The organism is Streptomyces sp. NPDC057682, assembly GCF_042799575.1.
Taxonomy (GTDB): domain Bacteria; phylum Actinomycetota; class Actinomycetes; order Streptomycetales; family Streptomycetaceae; genus Streptomyces.
In genome coordinates, this window is sequence record NZ_JBHVIN010000002.1 from 285625 (window position 1) to 303090 (window position 17466).

Sequence of the window (17466 nt, forward strand, 5' to 3'; positions counted from 1 at the left end):
CGGGGCACGGCAGGTCCTAGCGCTTGCGTGACAGCGTCAGCCCGTCCGCGACCGTGAGCAGCACGCTGTCCATCCGGGGGTCGGCGGCCACATGGTCGTTGAACTCCCTGATGGCCGCGGCCGCACCGGTCGCCTCGGGGTTCGTCACGCCGCCGTGGAAGAGCACGTTGTCCGTGGTGATCAGACCGCCCGGCCGCATCCGGGGCACCAACTCCTCCCAGTACGCGATGTAGTTGCCCTTGTCCGCGTCCAGGTAGGCGAGGTCGATGTGCGGGTCCCCGGGCATCGCCCGGAGGGTGTCGAGGGCGGGGGCGATCCGCAGCTCGATACGGTCCGCCACACCGGCCTTCTCCCAGGCCGCACGGCCGTACGCCGTCCACTCCTCCGAGATGTCGCAGGCGATCAGCCGTCCGTCGGCGGGGAGCGCCTGGGCCATGGCGAGCGCCGAGAAGCCGGTGAACGTGCCGACCTCCACGATGTGCCGGGCCCCGGTCAGCCGGACGAGGAAGGCGAGCAGCGGGGCCTGCTCCTCGGCGGACTGCATGCCCGCGTGGCCGGGCAGTTCGGCGTACGTGGTCTCCACCAGTTCGCGCTGGACGGCGTCCAGCGGCGGGTTGTGGGCCAGCATGTACGCGTACAGCTCGTCCGTGATCTTCGTTTCGTTGCCCTTGGTCATGGCGCCACTCCCTCGTCGGTCGGCTGCGCGGCCGCCGGTCCGTGCACGCCCGACGCCCCGAGAAAGCGTCGCAGGATCTCCTCGCCCGCCGCCACTCCGCGCTCGGCGGTGGCCTCCACATGGGGGGCGCTCCAGCCCGCGTCGGCCAGTTCGCCGTGGCCGGGGCGCCAGCCGCGGTCGGCGGCGAGCAGCAGGTCGGCGTCGAGGAGGGAGTCACCGGCGGCCAGGGTGAGCGCGGCCCCGGTGCGGCGGGCGACCTCGCGCGCGGCGGCGCTCTTGGTGAGCGGGCGCGGGACGACGTAGATCTTGCGGCCCTGGAGGGACACGGTCCAGCCGCGCGGCCCGGCCCAGGCCGCGAGTTCCTTCGTCCAGTCCGCGGGCAGCCGTTCCCGTTCGACGACGAGGTAGGCGAACAGGTCCTCGGCGACCCGTTCCTTGAGCAGCCAGGCCGGGTCGGCGGTGGCGAGCAGACGGGCGCGGATCTCGTCCAGCGGGGCGCACTCCTCGGCCAGCCGGGCGGCGACCCGCCGCTGCCAGTCCCGGTCCGGCACGCCGTCCACCAGGAGGTGGCCGCCGTTCGCGCAGATCGCGTACCGGGCGGGCGGGCCGGGGAGGTGGATGCGTCCGTACTGCTCACGGGTGCGCGTGGTGGTCGGGACGAAGACGGTGGCCGGGTCCGAGGACAGCTCGGTGAGCAGCCCGGCGGCCGTCTCGGTGACGTACGACAGCGGCTTGCCGCCGTACACCTCGACGCACAGCAGGCGCGGGGCCTCGGCGTCCGGCATGGGGAGCTGGAGGGCGGCGGAGGAGTAGATCAGGGTGCGGTCGAGGTCGCTGGCGACCAGGGTGGGCGCGGTGGCGGCGGTCACCGGGACTCCACCGCCTTGCCGTCGGCGCCGGTCGCGCCCCGGGTGTACCGGGGGTGGATCAGCCCCACGCAGGTGTACGGCAGATCGTCGACCTCCTCGACCGGGACGCCGCGCTGCTCGGCCAGCAGCCGGATGTGCTCCAGGTCGGCCCCCGCGCCGCGCTTGGCGAGGATCTTCCACGGGACGCGGCGCAGCAGGACGCGGGTGGTCTCGCCGACGCCGGGCTTGACCAGGTTCACATCGTGGATGCCGTACTCCTCGCTGATGCGTTCCACCGCGGCCCAGCCCTCCCAGGTGGGCGCGCGGTCGGCGGTCAGCAGTTCCTTGACGTCCGCGTCCACGGTGGCGGCGACCTCGTCGAAGCGGGCGGCGACGGTGTCGAGGAAGTGGCCGGAGACATCGGACCCGGCCAGTTCGCGATAGAACTTCGCGCCGTGGAAGTCGTCCGGACCCACCAGGTCGGCGCGCAGGACCGTACGGGAAATGAGCCCGGACACCGTGGAGTTGAGGCAGGCGGACGGGATCAGGAAGTCCTCGCGGGTGCCGTAGGTGCGCACGCAGCCGCCCGGGTCGGCGAGCACCGCGATCTCCGGGTCGAAGCCCTCGGTGCCGTCGGCCTCCTCGAACTCCGCGATCGCCGCGGCCAGTTCGCGGGTAATGGCACCCTTGCCGGTCCAGCCGTCGACGAAGACGACGTCGGCCGGGTTGTGGTGGGCAGCCAGCCAGCGCAGGGCGTTGGCGTCGATGCCCCGGCCGCGCACGATGGACACGGCGTAGTGCGGCAGGTCGAGGGAGTGCCGGTGCAGGGCCCAGCGGCGCATCAGGACGCCGACGGGCGTCCCGGCCCGCGCCAGCGAGACGAGGACGGGGCGACGGCCTCGTTCGGCGAGGACGGTCTCGGTGACCGTGCCGACGGCGCGGGCGACGCGGGCCGCCGAGAGGTCGAGGGCCGAGGCGAAGAGTTCCTGGTACCGCGCGGACGGCTGGTACTCCACGGGCAGGGATTCGGCGTAGTGCGCGCCACCGCTCTGTATCGCCTCCTCGCGCTCCTCGGTGGGCGCCTCCAGCTCGGTGTCCGAGAGGTCCTGGAGCAGCCAGCCGACCTCGTCCGGTGCGTAGGAGGAGAAGGCGGGGCCGCGCAGGGGCTCGGGCAGCATCGTGGAGGGCTCCTCGGGGGTGGGGGGCGTGGTCCGGGCGGAGGACGGCGTGTAGGACGGGACGACCGCCAGCAGGACGTGCGGGGTGTGCGCGGCGAGCTGGTGCAGCAGGCCGCCGGGGGCGTGCAGGGCCGGGGTGTCGGCGGTGGAGTCGACGACGAGCACCACGGCGTCGAAGCCGGCGCCCGCGACGTTGTACGCGTACCGCTCGCCGGGCCCGTCCGCCGGGTCGTCGTGGGCCGGGAAGACCAGGCGGGTGCGTATCGCGTAGCCGGGGTCGTCCACGGCGAGGACCGGGGAGCGGGTCGTGGTCGAGTAGCGGACCTCGGCGGTGACGCGCTCCTCCAGGGCGGTGCCCAGGCGCAGCGGCGCGTACATCAGCTCCTCGAAGCCGAGGACCAGAACCCGGCCGCCCCGGCACGGTCCCTCGCCGAGGGCCTGTGCGACGCGGTCGGCCATGGCGGGGAGCGCGGGCTCCAGCAGGGCGCGGTGGGCCGGGGTGAAGCCGTGCCGGCCGCCGTCCGGGACGCCGGCGGGCCAGCGGAGGTCGACGCGGGTGGCGGCCGGCGGTGCGGGGTGGTGCGTCTCAGCCGTGGGGGCCGGGGCGGAGGCGGGGCCGGCTGCCGCCAGGGGGTCCGGGGCCGCCGAGGGGTCCGGGGCCGCTGCCTCCCGCTCCGCCACCAGGGCCCGGCCCTTCTCCAGGACGCCGTCCGGGAGGGCCACCGTGCCCGTGCCGCGGGCGACCAGGTCGATCCGGGCGCCGATCTCCCGGGCGAAGGCGGTGAACCGCTCCCGGTCGGCCGGGGCGCGCATGTCGACCAGGGCCACGATCACGTACCGCTTGCGCGGATGGCGTGCGTGCAGGTCGCGGATGGTGTTGAGCACGGTGTTGCCGGTGGAGAACTCGTCGTCCACGAGGACGAGCGCGGCCTCGGGGTCGTCCGCCCCGCTCGCCAGCAGCTCCGGGTCCTCGGGGAGCAGCAGGTGCGAAGTGGCGTGGGAGTGGGACTCCTCGAAGCCGCCGGCCGTGGCGACGCCCTCGACGGGGCGGCGGGTCGAGTGGAGGTAGGGCGCCGTGCCCAGGCCGTCGGCGACCGCGTGGCCGAGGCCGGTGGCGGTCTCCGCGTAGCCGAGGACGACGGCGCGGCGCGACCCGGCCTCGCCGAGCAGGGCGTGCACCCGGCGGCCGAGCGCGTACCCGGCCCCGTAGACGACGGAGGGGCGCTGCGGCACATGCTTGCCGAGCACGTTGGACACGAGCAGATGCGCCCGCTTGGGGTTGCGCCGCAGAGCGAGGCCCAGGAGCTCGTGGAGCTCCCCGTCGCCCGTCAGCTCGACGCCCAGCCGCTCCGCGACCCAGCTACCCGACCACACCACGTTCGCCGTCTCTCCTTCTGTTGGCCTGCCGTGCACGTGTCCGCACGCGCGGACCGCTCGTTCCGGTGCCGCCCCGGGGGCCCACAGGGGGAACCCGTGCCGCACCGCCGCTCATTCCGCGACGCTCGCCGCCAGCAGGTCGACGAAGCCGATGTCCTCGTTCGCCACGCCGAACACCTCGGCCCGCCGCAGTGTGCGTTCGGCCCAGGCGCGGTGCGGCTTCACCTCGTTCATCTTGTTCGTGTACGAGGAGCGCAGCACCCCGCCCCCGCCGCGTTCGGGCCGCAGGATGTCCTGGGCGTCGCTGTACTCCTCGTGGCTGACCACCGACAGCGCGTGCACGGGGGGCACGTGCGAGGGGTGGATGCAGGTCTTGCCGAGGAGGCCGTTGGCCCGGTCGAGCTCGATCTCGCGGAGCAGTCCGTCGAGGTCGTGCTCGATCAGCGCGGTGCGGAGCTTGTCCACCCGCCCCTCCAGGAAGGGGCTGCGGCGCAGCTGCGGCTTGAAGATGCGTTCCTGGCGCCGGAAGTACTCCCAGACGGGTCCGGTGACGACGAAGCCCGTGCCGTCGGCGCGGCCCAGTACGTTGACCACGGCGGCGATGATGTCGGCGACGATGTGGACGTCGTACGCCGTCATGTCGGGGGCGCGGCGCAGTCCGTAGGCCGAGCAGAAGTCGGTGACGCCGAGACGCAGCGCGAGCACCCGGTCACGGTAGGTTTCGACGGTTCGGGCGACCCCGAGGAGGGCCTCTTGGCGGGTCTCCAGGTGCAGCAGCTCGGGGGACTCCAGGACGGGCATGGCGAAGAGCCGCCGGCCGGCCAGGGATTCCGCCTTGGTGAGCGCCTCCATGAAGGGGACGCCACGCTCCCGCGTGAATTTGGGAAGCACAAAACCGGACAACAGCCGGACGGAGGGGCCGAGGCGCCGCACCAGGTCCGTGATCTGGCCGGGTTCGCGGACCCGGATGAACAGCAGGGGCGGTTCGACACCGCGGCCGTCGAGGTCGGCGAACTGCCGCACCAGGTTCTCCTCGGCGGCCGGCACCTCGGCGTCGTCGATGGAATCCTCCAGGCACAGGACCATGGAGACGACTCCGCGGGCGGCCTGCTTGAGGATGTCGTCGGCGAGTCTGGGCCGGGTCGCGGGGCTGTAGAGCGTGGCGCCGAGGGCGGCGGCGAGGACGGGGGCCGGCGAGCCGGCGTCGAACTCGACGGGCTCCCGATAGAACAGCTCACCCCGCGCAGCTGCGGCAATATGCCCGAAATGACGCACTCGATTCCCCCGTAACTCCCTGATCGACCGGACAACACATGGCCGGTAATAGTACGTACGGACGGATGGCGACGGTTCCCCGACTGCATGAATTCCGGGTAACTCGTCCATTTCGCGACGGTTCGGCGGACCCCGGAGACGCTCCTTCCCCCGGCCGCGCGAGACACGCTTCCACGCCCCCCGCGTTGTCCGGACGGGCAGCCAGCAGGCAGGATGACGGGCATGACGCACGCGATGGTGAAAGGCTCGAACGTCCCTCTCGACGCCATGGCCGTACGGGCCGTGCTGCGCTGGACCCCGGGCTCCGGGGTTCCCGACGTGGACGCCTCGGCCCTGCTGCTCGGTTCCGGCGGCCGCGTGCGCTCGGACGAGGACTTCGTCTTCTACAACCAGCCCCGCCACCCGTCCGGCCTGGTGCGGCGGCTGCCGAAGCGGAGCCTGCCCGAGGGGCTGACCGACACCGTCGAGGCCGATCTCAACGCGCTGGACCCCTCGGTCGAGCAGGTGGTGATCGCCGCCTCCTCCGACGGCGCCGCCTTCGCGCACGTGCACGATCTGCGGATCCTGATCTACGACGCCGCGGCGGCCGGCGCCGAACCGCTCGCCGTCTTCGACGTGCGCCCCGAGACGGGCGAGGAGACCGCCATCATCTGCGGCGAGCTCTACCGGCGCGGCGACGGCTGGAAGTTCCGGGCCGTGGGCCAGGGCTATCCGACCGGGCTCGTCGGTCTCGCCACCGCCTTCGGCATCTCCGTGGACGAGGCGGAGGCCGCCGCCGAACCCGAACCCGAGCCCGCACCGGCCCCCGTCGCACCCGTCGCGCCGCCCCCGCCCGCCTTCCCGCCGTCTCCCGCCCCGGACGCCCAGGCGACCGTGCAGCACCAGCAGCCCGCCTACGGCTATCCGCAGCCCGCCGCGGCCCCCGCGCCGCAGCCCGCCTACGGCTACCCCCAGCCGGCCTCCGCACAGCCCGCCTACGGCTATCCGCAGCCCGCGGCGGCCGCCGCCCACGCGCCCGACCCGAACTTCGTCCTGCCGCCGCAGGGCCCCCAGTTCATACGCCCCTGATCCCCGGGGCCGCCGCTCAGGCACGGGATTTGTAGCCGCGTCCCCACTGCATGCCGTAGCCGTACATCCGGTCCAGCTCCGACTGGAAGCCGTACACGAACTTCACCTCGCGCCGCACGAGCATCTCGCCCTTGACGTTCTCCACGGTGAACACCGCGCAGGAGCGGGCCTGCGGGGCCCGTTCGTCCAGCTCGATCTCGATGCGCGGGCCGTTGCCCGGGTAGAGCGTCACCTTGGCGTGCGTACGGTCGAAGGCCGGGGTCTGGTCGTAGATGTAGACGAAGAACAGCAGCCGCTTGAACTGCTCGCGCTGGTCGAGGTTGACGTAGACCGTCTCGCCGGACGGGGCGCCGAAGCGGTCGTCGCCGCTGAGCCTGATGTACGGCGGCGCGTTCAGATCACCGAGCAGATTGCCCAGCGGCTGCACCACGCCCTTGGTGCCGTCGGCCAGTTCGTACATGCACCCCAGGTCCAGGTCGACGTTGACGACGCCCTGGGTGTGCGCCTGGACCGGGTCCGGCTGAAAGAGCTTCAGCGGGCGCAGCAGCCGGCCGCTCTGGCGGGAGCGGCCCTCGATGTCCGAGGTGCGCATCCGCCAGGAGAGATTGACCCGCAGATTGCCGCTGAGGGCGCCCTGCTTGGTCAGGGAGACGGTCGAGTGGCGCCGGGAGAGCACGATGGAGCCGGTCGCCGAGTTGCCCGACTCGAACTGCGATTCCCGGCCCAGCGGCCACAGATCGTTCCAGAACCCCATCCCCAACCCCCACACATGTCGGCCCCGCACCCGTCGCACGCGGCACATGCGACGCACACGCCGCTGCGGGGCGGCTCCGGGCCCGCGGTCCGGGTGTTCCCGGATCCGTCGCCGTACGAGCCGCCCCGCAGAGAGCGTTCCTCAATAACCGCCGGGTCACACCCCGGCGGTGACTTCCGGCGCGTCCTCGCCGTCACCGCCGGCCTCGGCCTCCGCCTTGTTGCGGCGGACCGAGGACCAGAAGGACCAGGCGATCAGGACGACGCCCACCAGACCGGTGATGAGCTCGTTGATCTGGTACTGGATCGTGATGAGCAGCAGGACGGCCAGCGCGCCGATCGCGTAGTGCGCGCCGTGCTCCAGGTAGACGTAGTCGTCCAGGGTGCCCTGGCGGACCAGGTAGACCGTGAGCGAACGGACGTACATGGCGCCGATGCCGAGGCCGAGGGCCATCAGCACGATCTCGTTGGTGATGGCGAAGGCGCCGATGACCCCGTCGAACGAGAAGGAGGCGTCGAGGACTTCGAGGTAGAGGAACATGAAGAACGCGGCCTTGCCGGAGAGGGCGATCGCGGAGATCTTCTTGCCGCTCCGCTTGGCCTCTTCCTCCTCCTCGTGCTCGCGTTCCTCCTCCTCTTCGAGCTTGTCCTCGAAGTAGCCGGAGAGTCCGCCGACGATGAGGTACGTGATCAGACCCGCGACGCCCGCGAGCAGGACCGTCTCGGCCTTGTCGGCGTGTCCGCCGCCGTGCTGGTGCGCGTTGCCGGCGAACGTGAGGGCCGAGATCAGCAGGACGATCAGCGCAATGCAGACCGACAGCATGTCGACCTTGCCGAGCTTGGCGAGCGGGCGCTCGATCCAGCGCAGCCACTGGATGTCACGGTCCTCGAAGATGAAGTCGAGGAAGATCATCAGCAGGAACATGCCACCGAAGGCGGCGATCGCCGGGTGGGCGTCGGTGACCAGTTCCTTGTAGCGGTCCGGGTCGTTGAAGGAGAGATCGATGGCCTCGATCGGTCCCAGCTTGGCGCTGATGGCCACGATCACGACGGGGAAGACCAGTCGCATACCGAAGACTGCGATGAGCACACCGATCGTGAGGAAGATCTTCTGCCAGAAGGCACTCATCTTCTTCAGGATTCCGGCGTTGACCACCGCGTTGTCGAACGACAGCGAGATCTCCAGAACGGACAGGATCGCCACCACACCGAAGGCTTCCCACCCCCCGTAGAACCACGCCGCGATCAGGCCTAGCACGGTGATCGCGAACGACCAGCCGAAGGTTTTCAGAAGCACTGGCTACCCCATCGTGTAAGTAACGGGTCTCCCCCGAAAAGACCGGGGCTCCCCCGCGCCGAGCGCGGCTTTACGAAACGTTGACCCCGAAGTCTAGAGCGATGCCCCGCAGCCCCGACGCGTACCCCTGTCCCACCGCACGGAACTTCCACTCGCCGTTGTACCGGTAGAGCTCGCCGAAGATCATCGCGGTCTCCGTCGACGCGTCCTCGCTGAGGTCGTAACGGGCCAGTTCCTGACCGTCGTTCTGATTGACCACGCGAATGAACGCATTGCTGACCTGGCCGAACGTCTGCCCGCGATTATCGGCCTCGTGAATGGAGACCGGAAAGACGATCTTGTCGCAGTGGGCCGGGACCTGGGCGAGATTCACGATGATCGACTCGTCGTCGCCCTCGCCCTCACCGGTGAGGTTGTCACCGGTGTGCTCCACGGAGCCGTCGGGGCTCGTGAGGTTGTTGTAGAACACGAACCACTCGTCGCCGAGCACCCGGCCCGACTGGCACAGCAGTGCGCTGGCGTCGAGGTCGAAGTCCGCCCCCGTCGTGGATCGTGCGTCCCAGCCGAGCCCGACCAGCACCTGGGTGAGATTGGGTGCGGCCTTGGAGAGGGAGACATTGCCTCCCTTGGCGAGCGTGACGCCCATGGTGTGTGTCCTCCCCGAGTCGATGAACCGTCTGTTGTTCCGTGCGCTGAAAACCCGGGCGGGACCGGTGGGAACACACCGCCCGCCGAGCGCGTCCGGCGCCGCACGAGGTGCGGCGCCGGACGGACGAACTGCTGCGGTCCGGGGGCGCGGAGGCGTCCCCGGACCGTCGGCTACACGTTGACGCCGAAGTCCTGGGCGATGCCCCGCAGACCCGAGGCGTAGCCCTGGCCGATGGCCCGGAACTTCCACTCGGCACCGTTGCGGTACAGCTCGCCGAAGACCATGGCGGTCTCCGTCGAGGCGTCCTCGCTGAGGTCGTAGCGCGCCAGCTCGCTGTTGTCGGCCTGGTTGACCACGCGGATGTACGCGTTGCGGACCTGGCCGAAGCTCTGCTGGCGGGACTCGGCCTCGTAGATCGAGACCGGGAAGACGATCTTGTCGACGTCGGCCGGGACGGTGGCCAGGTTGACGTTGATGACCTCGTCGTCGCCCTCGCCCTCACCGGTGAGGTTGTCACCGGTGTGCTCGACGGAGCCGTCGGGGCTCTTGAGGTTGTTGAAGAAGACGAAGTTGCCGTCGCTGGCGACCTTGCCGGAGGCGTTGGTCAGCAGCGCGCTGGCGTCCAGGTCGAAGTCACCACCGGTGGTGGTGCGGGCGTCCCATCCCAGACCCACGATGACCGCGGTCAGGTTGGGCGCGGCCTTGGTCAGCGAGACGTTGCCGCCCTTGCTGAGGCTGACTCCCACGAGTCCTCCCATTGGTTTGCTTGGGGGCCGGCCGGGGCCGGCGCCTCCACGTCTGTTGGCATCGGATCAACGAGTGGATCCTAGTGACCGGTTCCCGCCCCCTCAGGCTTTTGACGCGGACCGGCGTCCGGATCCACCCGATCCGCGATCAGAGGGCGCCGAGCGCCTTGATGTAGTCGTTGAGGTCGCGCGCGTCGGGCAGGCCGTTGACGACCGTCCAGCGCACCACGCCCTCCTTGTCGATGATGAAGGTGCCGCGCACCGCGCAGCCCTTCTCCTCGTCGAAGACGCCGTACGCGCGCGAGGTCGCGCCGTGCGGCCAGAAGTCCGACACCAGCGGGTACTCCAGGCCCTCCTGCTCGGCGAAGACGCGCAGGGTGTGGATGGAGTCGTTGGAGACGGCGATCAGCTGGGTGTCGTCGTTCTCGAACGTGGGCAGTTCGTCGCGGAGCGCGCAGAGCTCACCCGTGCAGACGCCGGTGAAGGCGAACGGGTAGAACAGCAGCACCACGTTCTTCTCGCCGCGGAAGTCGCTGAGCTTCACGGTCCGGCCGTGGTTGTCCTTCAGCTCGAAATCCGGGGCCTGGGTGCCGACCTCGATCGCCATGAAAACGCGTCCCTTCGCTACGTCACCGGGCTGGGCTGTCCGGGTGACACCCACCCTACGCAGAGCCGCGGGGACGCCGCGCGGCACCCGGGGAAGGTTCGCGCGGACGGACCGGTGAACGGGGCCGGAACGGGGCCGGAACGCGGAGGAACGCAGGAAGGCCCCGGCCGGCGCGGTGCCGGCGGGGGCCTTCCGGGGAATGCGGTTCAGCGCTTGGCCTTGGCCGCCTTCGGGGTGGCGAGACGGCTGCCCGTCCAGTCCTTGCCCGCGCTGATGCTCTTGGTCTGGGTCAGACCGGCCGTCTGGGCGGCCTCGTTGATGTCGCTCGGCTCGACGTAGCCGTCGCGGCCCGTCTTCGGCGTCATCAGCCAGACCGAGCCGCCCTCCTCAAGCAGACCAATGGCATCCACCAGCGCGTCCGTAAGGTCGCCGTCCTCATCGCGGAACCAGAGCAGCACGACGTCGGCGACGTCGTCGTACTCCTCGTCCACGATGTCTTGGCCGATGATGTCCTCAATGCCCTCACGGAGCTCCAGCTCGACGTCGTCGTCGTAGCCGATCTCCTGGACCACCTGTCCGGGCTCGAACCCCAGGCGTACTGCCGGGTTGGTCCGCTCCTCCGCGTGGTCCGCGGTCGCGCTCACGGGTTGCCTCCTGATCATGTTTCGGAAAATGCTTCCGCCCCGCGCGTGCGCGTGGCGCTGGCCGTAGTCCACACGGGAGCGGCGGATCGCGCAAGTACCCCGCGTACGAGACCGCCTAAACGGTGACGTTACGTCCTTGAACAGCTTATGCGGTTTCGGCCCGGCAAACGGAGTCGAACGGCCTTTGGGAACGTATGGACCCCTTGGGCGTATGGTTGCGGTTCGGCCCCACTCGTCCCTCCCCGGCCATCCTGCCGGACGCGCGGCGTCCGGCCCGGCAGCCGCTCCGGCGCGGCTCGGTCGCCGTCCGGGAGCCCGTGGCGGGATCGCCGGCGGTTACCTCGCGGTAGAGATGACGTTTGCGTATCCGCGGTACACGATGGGATGGCGTACGCAGACACACCGGGGGGCGACTCCCGGGCCCAGGCCCCGTAGGTGCAGCACCGAACAGCGAAGGAACAGCGTGGCTTCCGGATCCGATCGCAACCCGATCATCATTGGCGGCCTTCCGAGCCAGGTCCCGGATTTCGATCCCGAGGAGACCCAGGAATGGCTCGACTCCCTCGACGCCGCCGTCGACGAGCGCGGCCGTGAGCGGGCCCGCTACCTCATGCTCCGGCTCATCGAACGCGCGCGCGAGAAGCGTGTCGCCGTGCCGGAGATGCGCAGCACGGACTACGTGAACACGATCGCCACGAAGGACGAGCCGTTCTTCCCCGGCGACGAGGAGATCGAGCGCAAGGTCCTCAACGCGACCCGCTGGAACGCCGCCGTGATGGTGTCGCGCGCGCAGCGCCCGGGGATCGGGGTGGGCGGCCACATCGCCACCTTCGCCTCGTCGGCCTCGCTGTACGACGTGGGCTTCAACCACTTCTTCCGGGGCAAGGACGACGGTCTGGGCGGTGACCAGATCTTCTTCCAGGGCCATGCCTCGCCCGGGATCTACGCCCGCGCCTTCCTGCTGGACCGGCTGAGCGAGGCGCAGCTGGACGCCTTCCGCCAGGAGAAGTCGAAGGCGCCGAACGGGCTGTCCAGCTATCCGCACCCGCGGCTGATGCCGGACTTCTGGGAGTTCCCGACGGTGTCGATGGGCCTGGGCCCGCTCGGCGCGATCTACCAGGCGCGGATGAACCGCTACATGCACGCGCGCGGTCTGGCCGACACGTCGAATTCGCACGTCTGGGCCTATCTCGGCGACGGCGAGATGGACGAGCCGGAGTCGCTGGGCCAGCTCTCCATCGCCGCCCGCGAGGGCCTGGACAACCTGACCTTCGTCGTCAACTGCAACCTCCAGCGGCTCGACGGCCCGGTGCGCGGCAACGGCAAGGTCATCCAGGAGCTGGAGTCGCAGTTCCGCGGCGCCGGGTGGAACGTGATCAAGCTGGTCTGGGACCGCTCCTGGGACCCGCTGCTGGCGCAGGACCGCACGGGCATTCTCGTCAACAAGCTGAACACGACGCCGGACGGCCAGTTCCAGACCTACGCGACCGAGACGGGCGCGTACATCCGCGAGCACTTCTTCGGGGACGACCCGCGGCTGCGCGAGATGGTCAAGGACATGTCCGACCAGCAGATCCTGCACCTGGGACGCGGCGGTCACGACCACCGCAAGGTGTACGCGGCGTACGCGGCGGCCAAGGAGCACAAGGGCCAGCCGACGGTGATCCTGGCGCAGACGGTCAAGGGCTGGACGCTCGGGCCGAACTTCGAGGGCCGCAACGCGACCCACCAGATGAAGAAGCTCACCGCCGAGGACCTGAAGCGCTTCCGGGACCGGCTGCACATCCCGATCGCGGACAAGGAGCTGGAGGACGGCAATCCGCCGTACTACCACCCGGGCCGCGACTCGGAGGAGATCCAGTACATGCACGACCGCCGCAAGAGTCTGGGCGGGTACGTCCCGACCCGGATCGTGCGGGCGAAGCCGCTGGTGCTGCCGGAGGACAAGACCTACGCGACCGCGAAGAAGGGTTCGGGTCAGCAGTCGATCGCCACGACGATGGCGTTCGTCCGCATCCTGAAGGACCTCATGCGGGACAAGGAGATCGGCAAGCGTTTCGTACTGATCGCGCCCGACGAGTACCGCACCTTCGGTATGGACGCGTTCTTCCCGAGCGCGAAGATCTACAACCCGCTGGGTCAGCAGTACGAGTCGGTGGACCGCGATCTGCTGCTCGCGTACAAGGAGTCGCCGACCGGGCAGATGCTGCACGACGGCATCTCGGAGGCGGGGTGCACGGCCTCGCTGATCGCGGCCGGTTCGGCGTACGCGACGCACGGCGAGCCGCTGATCCCGGTGTACGTCTTCTACTCGATGTTCGGGTTCCAGCGGACCGGTGACCAGTTCTGGCAGATGGCCGACCAGCTCGCGCGCGGCTTCGTGCTGGGCGCGACCGCCGGGCGGACGACGCTGACCGGTGAGGGGCTCCAGCACGCGGACGGCCACTCCCAGCTGCTGGCCTCGACGAACCCGGCCTGTGTCGCCTACGACCCGGCGTTCGGCTACGAGATCGCGCACATCGTGAAGGACGGTCTGCGCCGGATGTACGGGGAGGACAGCGAGGACGTCTTCTACTACCTCACCGTCTACAACGAGCCGATCCAGCACCCGGCCGAGCCGGAGGACGTGGACGTCGAGGGCATCCTGAAGGGCGTCCACCGCTACCGCGCGGGCGAACGGGGCGAGATCCCGGCCCAGATCATGGCGTCCGGCGTGGCGGTCCCCTGGGCCGTCGAGGCGCAGCGGATCCTCGCCGACGAGTGGAACGTGAAGGCGGACGTCTGGTCGGCGACCTCCTGGAACGAGCTGCGGCGCGAGGCCGTGGACGTGGAGCGGTACAACCTGCTGCACCCGGACGAGGAGCAGCGCGTCCCGTACGTGACGCGCAAGCTGTCGGGGGCGCAGGGTCCGTTCGTGGCGGTGTCGGACTGGATGCGGTCGGTGCCGGACCAGATCGCGCGCTGGGTGCCGGGGACGTACCAGTCGCTGGGCGCGGACGGCTTCGGTTTCGCGGACACCCGCGGGGCGGCCCGGCGGTTCTTCCACATCGACGCGCAGTCGATCGTGCTCGCGGTGCTCACGGAGCTGGCGCGGGACGGGAAGATCGACCGTTCGGCGCTGAAGCAGGCGCTGGACCGCTACGACCTGCTGGACGTGGCGGCGGCCCACCCGGGAGCGGCGGGCGGCGACGCGTAGCCTCACGCGTACGACGGATGCGGGGCGGCGGGACCGGACGGTCCCGCCGCCCCGCGGCGTTCCGGGAGGGCGGTCAGTTCTCCCAGACCTTGAAGGCCCGTACCTGGTACGGGGAGCGGGGCAGCCAGGTGCCGCCGCCGGGGTAGGTCTCGAACTCTCCGGTCTCTCCGCATTCGGCGGACTGGTAGGTGGTGACGGGCCGGCCGGTGCGGTTGGCGAGCGACTGGACGGTGGTGCCCGGCTTCAGCGGGACACAGCTCTCGATGTCGGTGCCGGACAGTTCATGGACCTGCCGGCCTCCGGTGAAGTCGGGTTTCGCCCAGAGGCACAGCTGTCCGCTCGCGCAGTCGCCGAGCTTTCCGGGCGCGGCGCCCGCCGGTGCGGGCGCGGTCGGGATCAGGGCGGTCGCGGCCAGGGCGGCCGCGAGGACGGTCGTACGCATCAAGAAACCCCCGTGACTGATGTGGATCTTCCACGCCCACCCTGAGCGGGGCGGATGCCGTACGGGAAGGGGGTTCGGGGCCGGACCACCCTGATAGGCGACAGCCCCGCCGGAACGTTCCGGCGGGGCTGTGGGACGCGCTGTGTTGACGCCGTGGGGCGTCGGGCGGGATCGGTCAGATGTGTCCGGCGCCGGCTCCGGCCTCGGCGTTCTCCCCGCGCTTGGTCAGGGTGGCGACCAGGGCGGCGACGACGGCGACGATGCCGGCGACCATGAACGCGGTGCTCATGCCGGAGACGAAGGTGTCGTGGGCGACGCCGACGATCTTGCCGGCGACCTCCGGCGGGGTGTCCTCGGCGACCGGCGGCATGCCGACCTTGATCGCGGAGGCGGCCTGCTCCAGCTGGGCCGGGGGCAACGGCGGGAGCTGGGCCTCCTTCCAGTTCCCGGAGAGCTCGGAGTCGACCCGGGCGGCCATGACCGCGCCGAGCACGGCCGTGCCGAGGCTGCCGCCGACCTGCATGGCGGCCTGCTGGAGACCGCCGGCGACACCGGAGAGCTCCATCGGGGCGTTGCCGACGATGACCTCGGTGGCACCGACCATGACGGGGGCGAGGCCGAGGCCGAGCAGACCGAACCAGATGGACATGGTCAGCGTGCCCGTGCCGACGGACAGCTGGGACATGCCGAACATGGCGACCGCGGTGCACACCATGCCGCCGACGAGCGGGACCCGGGGGCCGAACTTGGTGATCATGGCGCCGGCCAGCGGCGAGGCCACGATCATCATCCCGGTCAGCGGCAGCAGGTGCAGACCGCTGTCGACCGGGCTCAGACCGTGCACGTTCTGCAGGTAGAAGGTGACGAAGAAGAGCCCGCCCATGAAGGCGAAGGCCATCAGCACCATCAGGACCGTGCCCGCGGAGAGCGGGACGGAGCGGAACATGGCGAGCGGGATCAGGGGTTCGCGTACGCGCTGCTGGACCAGGGCGAAGGCGGCGAAGAGCACGACCGCGCCGACCAGGAAGCCGACCGTCTTGGTGTCGCCCCAGCCCCACTCGGCGCCCTTGATCAGCGCCCAGATCAGGCAGAACATCGCGCCGGACAGCAGCACGATGCCGGCGATGTCGAAGGAGCGCGGCGCGTTCTCGGCGCGGTGGTCCTTGAGGATCAGCACGCCCAGGACGAGGGCGATCACCCCGACCGGCACGTTGATGAAGAAGACCGACTGCCAGTTGACGTGCTCGACGAGGACACCGCCGAGGATCGGACCGCCGGCGGTGGAGGCGCCGATGACCATGCCCCAGATGCCGATCGCCATGTTCAGCTTCTCGGCCGGGAAGGTGGCGCGCAGCAGGCCGAGCGCGGCCGGCATCAGCAGGGCGCCGAACAGACCCTGGAGCACGCGGAACGTGATCACCAGGACGACGCTGCTGGAGAAGCCGATGGCCCCCGACGCGGCGGCGAAGCCGACGACACCTATGAGGAAGGTCTGGCGGTGGCCGAACCGGTCACCGAGCTTGCCCGCGGTGATCAGGGAGACCGCGAGGGCGAGCATGTAGCCGTTGGTGATCCACTGGACGTCGGCGAGCGAGGCGCCGAGGTCCTGCTGGATGGCGGGGTTGGCGATCGCGACGATCGTGCCGTCGAGCGCGACCATCATCACGCCGATGGCCACGGAGAAGAGCGTCAGCCAGGGGTGGCCGCGCAGCCCCTTGGCAGGTGCGGGGCCGACGGGGTCCTGGGGGTCCCGCGACGCCTTTTCGACGGTGGTCTGACTAGTCATACGCGGGAGATTAGTGTCAGTCACTGACAGTTGACAAACCAATTCACAAGTCGGTAACTGTCACGTAGCTCACAGGTAGGCTGAGCTGGACAAAGCAGGGAAAAGAGGACCAGTTCAGTGAGCGACGGGCAGCGAGCCACCGGCCGTCCGGCCGGGTTGCGCGAACGCAAGAAGCAACGCACCAGGGACGCGCTGCTCCGTGCCGCCCTCGATCTCTTCACCACCCAGGGGTACGAGGAGACGACCGTCGACGAGATCGCGGACGCCGTCGAGGTCTCCCAGCGCACCTTCTTCCGCTACTTCGCGGGCAAGGAGTCGGCCGCCTTCGCCGTCCAGGAGATGATCGAGTCGCGCTTCCTCCTGGAACTGCGTCAACGCCCCGCCCCCGAGGCCCCCTTCGAAGCCATGCGCCGCGCCGTGGTGTGCTCCTGGAACAGTATCGGAGAGGCGATCGAGGCCATCGTCCCGGTCGAACTCCACATGCGGACCTACCACATGATCGAATCCACGCCCGTGCTGCTGGCCGCCCACATGCGCCGGGGCGTGGCTCTGGAGGAGCAGATCGCGCACCTGATCGCCGAGCGCGAGGGGCTGGACGTCGGCCGCGATCCGCGCCCCCGGGTCGCCGTCGCCGCCTTCTGCGGGGTGATGCGGGTCACCGGCCAGCTCTGGGGGCACGGTTGCGACGGCACGATGGAGTCGCTGCGCGATCTGACCGAGCGCTATCTGGACCAGCTGGGACCGGCCCTCGCCGGCGGCTGGCGCTCCCGTCCGGCCGGTGCCGAGTGCCCCCGCCGCCCCGCGGCCGATCCCGCAACTGCCCCGTATACGGCGGAGCGTGCCGCCTCCCCGCACACAGCGTGAGGGGAGCGGAGTGCCGCTCACCACAGTCGGGTGATGTGCGTCACCCCCGTCCCCGGGCCC

Annotated in this window: 15 protein-coding genes; 3 read left to right on the forward strand and 12 right to left on the reverse strand. The window is 70.4% G+C overall.

Annotated features, from left to right (window positions below; genetic code table 11):
- Positions 1 to 16: 16 nt before the first annotated feature.
- The 4 genes from ACFVDM_RS04025 to ACFVDM_RS04040 form a co-directional block, all read right to left on the reverse strand.
- Positions 17 to 676, reverse strand: a complete 660-nt coding sequence (locus ACFVDM_RS04025; protein ID WP_383632798.1) for an O-methyltransferase — start codon at positions 674 to 676, stop codon at positions 17 to 19.
- Positions 673 to 1545, reverse strand: coding sequence for an HAD family hydrolase (locus ACFVDM_RS04030; RefSeq protein WP_383632801.1), 873 nt, complete (start codon positions 1543 to 1545; stop codon positions 673 to 675). The genes ACFVDM_RS04025 and ACFVDM_RS04030 overlap by 4 nt, the downstream gene beginning before the upstream one ends.
- On the reverse strand, positions 1542 to 4079 hold the full coding sequence (locus ACFVDM_RS04035) for a phosphoribosyltransferase (protein ID WP_383632804.1): 2538 nt from the start codon (positions 4077 to 4079) through the stop codon (positions 1542 to 1544). The genes ACFVDM_RS04030 and ACFVDM_RS04035 overlap by 4 nt, the downstream gene beginning before the upstream one ends.
- A gap of 111 nt (positions 4080 to 4190) precedes the next feature.
- Positions 4191 to 5354 carry an HpcH/HpaI aldolase/citrate lyase family protein gene (locus ACFVDM_RS04040; protein ID WP_383632807.1) on the reverse strand — a complete coding sequence of 388 codons (1164 nt, stop codon included), beginning with the start codon at positions 5352 to 5354 and terminating at the stop codon, positions 4191 to 4193.
- 222 nt (positions 5355 to 5576) lie between these two features.
- On the opposite strand from ACFVDM_RS04040, the gene ACFVDM_RS04045 reads away from it, so the two are divergent.
- Positions 5577 to 6422: a TerD family protein gene (locus tag ACFVDM_RS04045; RefSeq protein WP_383632809.1), complete on the forward strand. Its 846-nt coding sequence runs from the start codon at positions 5577 to 5579 to the stop codon at positions 6420 to 6422.
- Between the two features lie 16 nt (positions 6423 to 6438).
- Here the strand turns inward: ACFVDM_RS04045 and ACFVDM_RS04050 are convergent, their stop codons facing one another.
- The 6 genes from ACFVDM_RS04050 to ACFVDM_RS04075 form a co-directional block, all read right to left on the reverse strand.
- Complete coding sequence (locus tag ACFVDM_RS04050; protein ID WP_383632812.1) at positions 6439 to 7176, reverse strand: Tellurium resistance; 738 nt, start codon at positions 7174 to 7176, stop codon at positions 6439 to 6441.
- Positions 7177 to 7332: 156 nt separating this feature from the next.
- Complete coding sequence (locus ACFVDM_RS04055) at positions 7333 to 8472, reverse strand: DUF475 domain-containing protein (RefSeq protein WP_383632815.1); 1140 nt, start codon at positions 8470 to 8472, stop codon at positions 7333 to 7335.
- Positions 8473 to 8542: 70 nt separating this feature from the next.
- Positions 8543 to 9118, reverse strand: coding sequence for a TerD family protein (locus ACFVDM_RS04060; RefSeq protein ID WP_383632818.1), 576 nt, complete (start codon positions 9116 to 9118; stop codon positions 8543 to 8545).
- Positions 9119 to 9291: 173 nt separating this feature from the next.
- Positions 9292 to 9867, reverse strand: a complete 576-nt coding sequence (locus ACFVDM_RS04065) for a TerD family protein (RefSeq protein ID WP_383632821.1) — start codon at positions 9865 to 9867, stop codon at positions 9292 to 9294.
- 148 nt (positions 9868 to 10015) lie between these two features.
- Entirely contained in the window at positions 10016 to 10474 is a 459-nt protein-coding gene (locus ACFVDM_RS04070; RefSeq protein WP_383632824.1) for a peroxiredoxin, read from the reverse strand.
- 206 nt (positions 10475 to 10680) lie between these two features.
- On the reverse strand, positions 10681 to 11118 hold the full coding sequence (locus ACFVDM_RS04075; protein WP_383632827.1) for a DUF3052 domain-containing protein: 438 nt from the start codon (positions 11116 to 11118) through the stop codon (positions 10681 to 10683).
- 463 nt (positions 11119 to 11581) lie between these two features.
- Here ACFVDM_RS04075 and aceE point away from each other — a divergent pair, with 463 nt between their 5' ends.
- On the forward strand, positions 11582 to 14314 hold the full coding sequence (gene aceE / locus ACFVDM_RS04080; protein WP_383632829.1) for a pyruvate dehydrogenase (acetyl-transferring), homodimeric type: 2733 nt from the start codon (positions 11582 to 11584) through the stop codon (positions 14312 to 14314).
- Positions 14315 to 14387: 73 nt separating this feature from the next.
- Here aceE and ACFVDM_RS04085 read toward each other — a convergent pair whose 3' ends face one another.
- Positions 14388 to 14756 (reverse strand): peptidase inhibitor family I36 protein, encoded by a 369-nt coding sequence (locus tag ACFVDM_RS04085; protein WP_383632832.1) that lies wholly within the window; start codon positions 14754 to 14756, stop codon positions 14388 to 14390.
- A gap of 175 nt (positions 14757 to 14931) precedes the next feature.
- Entirely contained in the window at positions 14932 to 16542 is a 1611-nt protein-coding gene (locus ACFVDM_RS04090) for an MFS transporter (protein ID WP_383632835.1), read from the reverse strand.
- 117 nt (positions 16543 to 16659) lie between these two features.
- Between ACFVDM_RS04090 and ACFVDM_RS04095 the strand changes: the two genes are divergently transcribed.
- Complete coding sequence (locus ACFVDM_RS04095) at positions 16660 to 17406, forward strand: TetR family transcriptional regulator (protein ID WP_383632838.1); 747 nt, start codon at positions 16660 to 16662, stop codon at positions 17404 to 17406.
- The last annotated feature ends 60 nt before the right edge of the window (positions 17407 to 17466 follow it).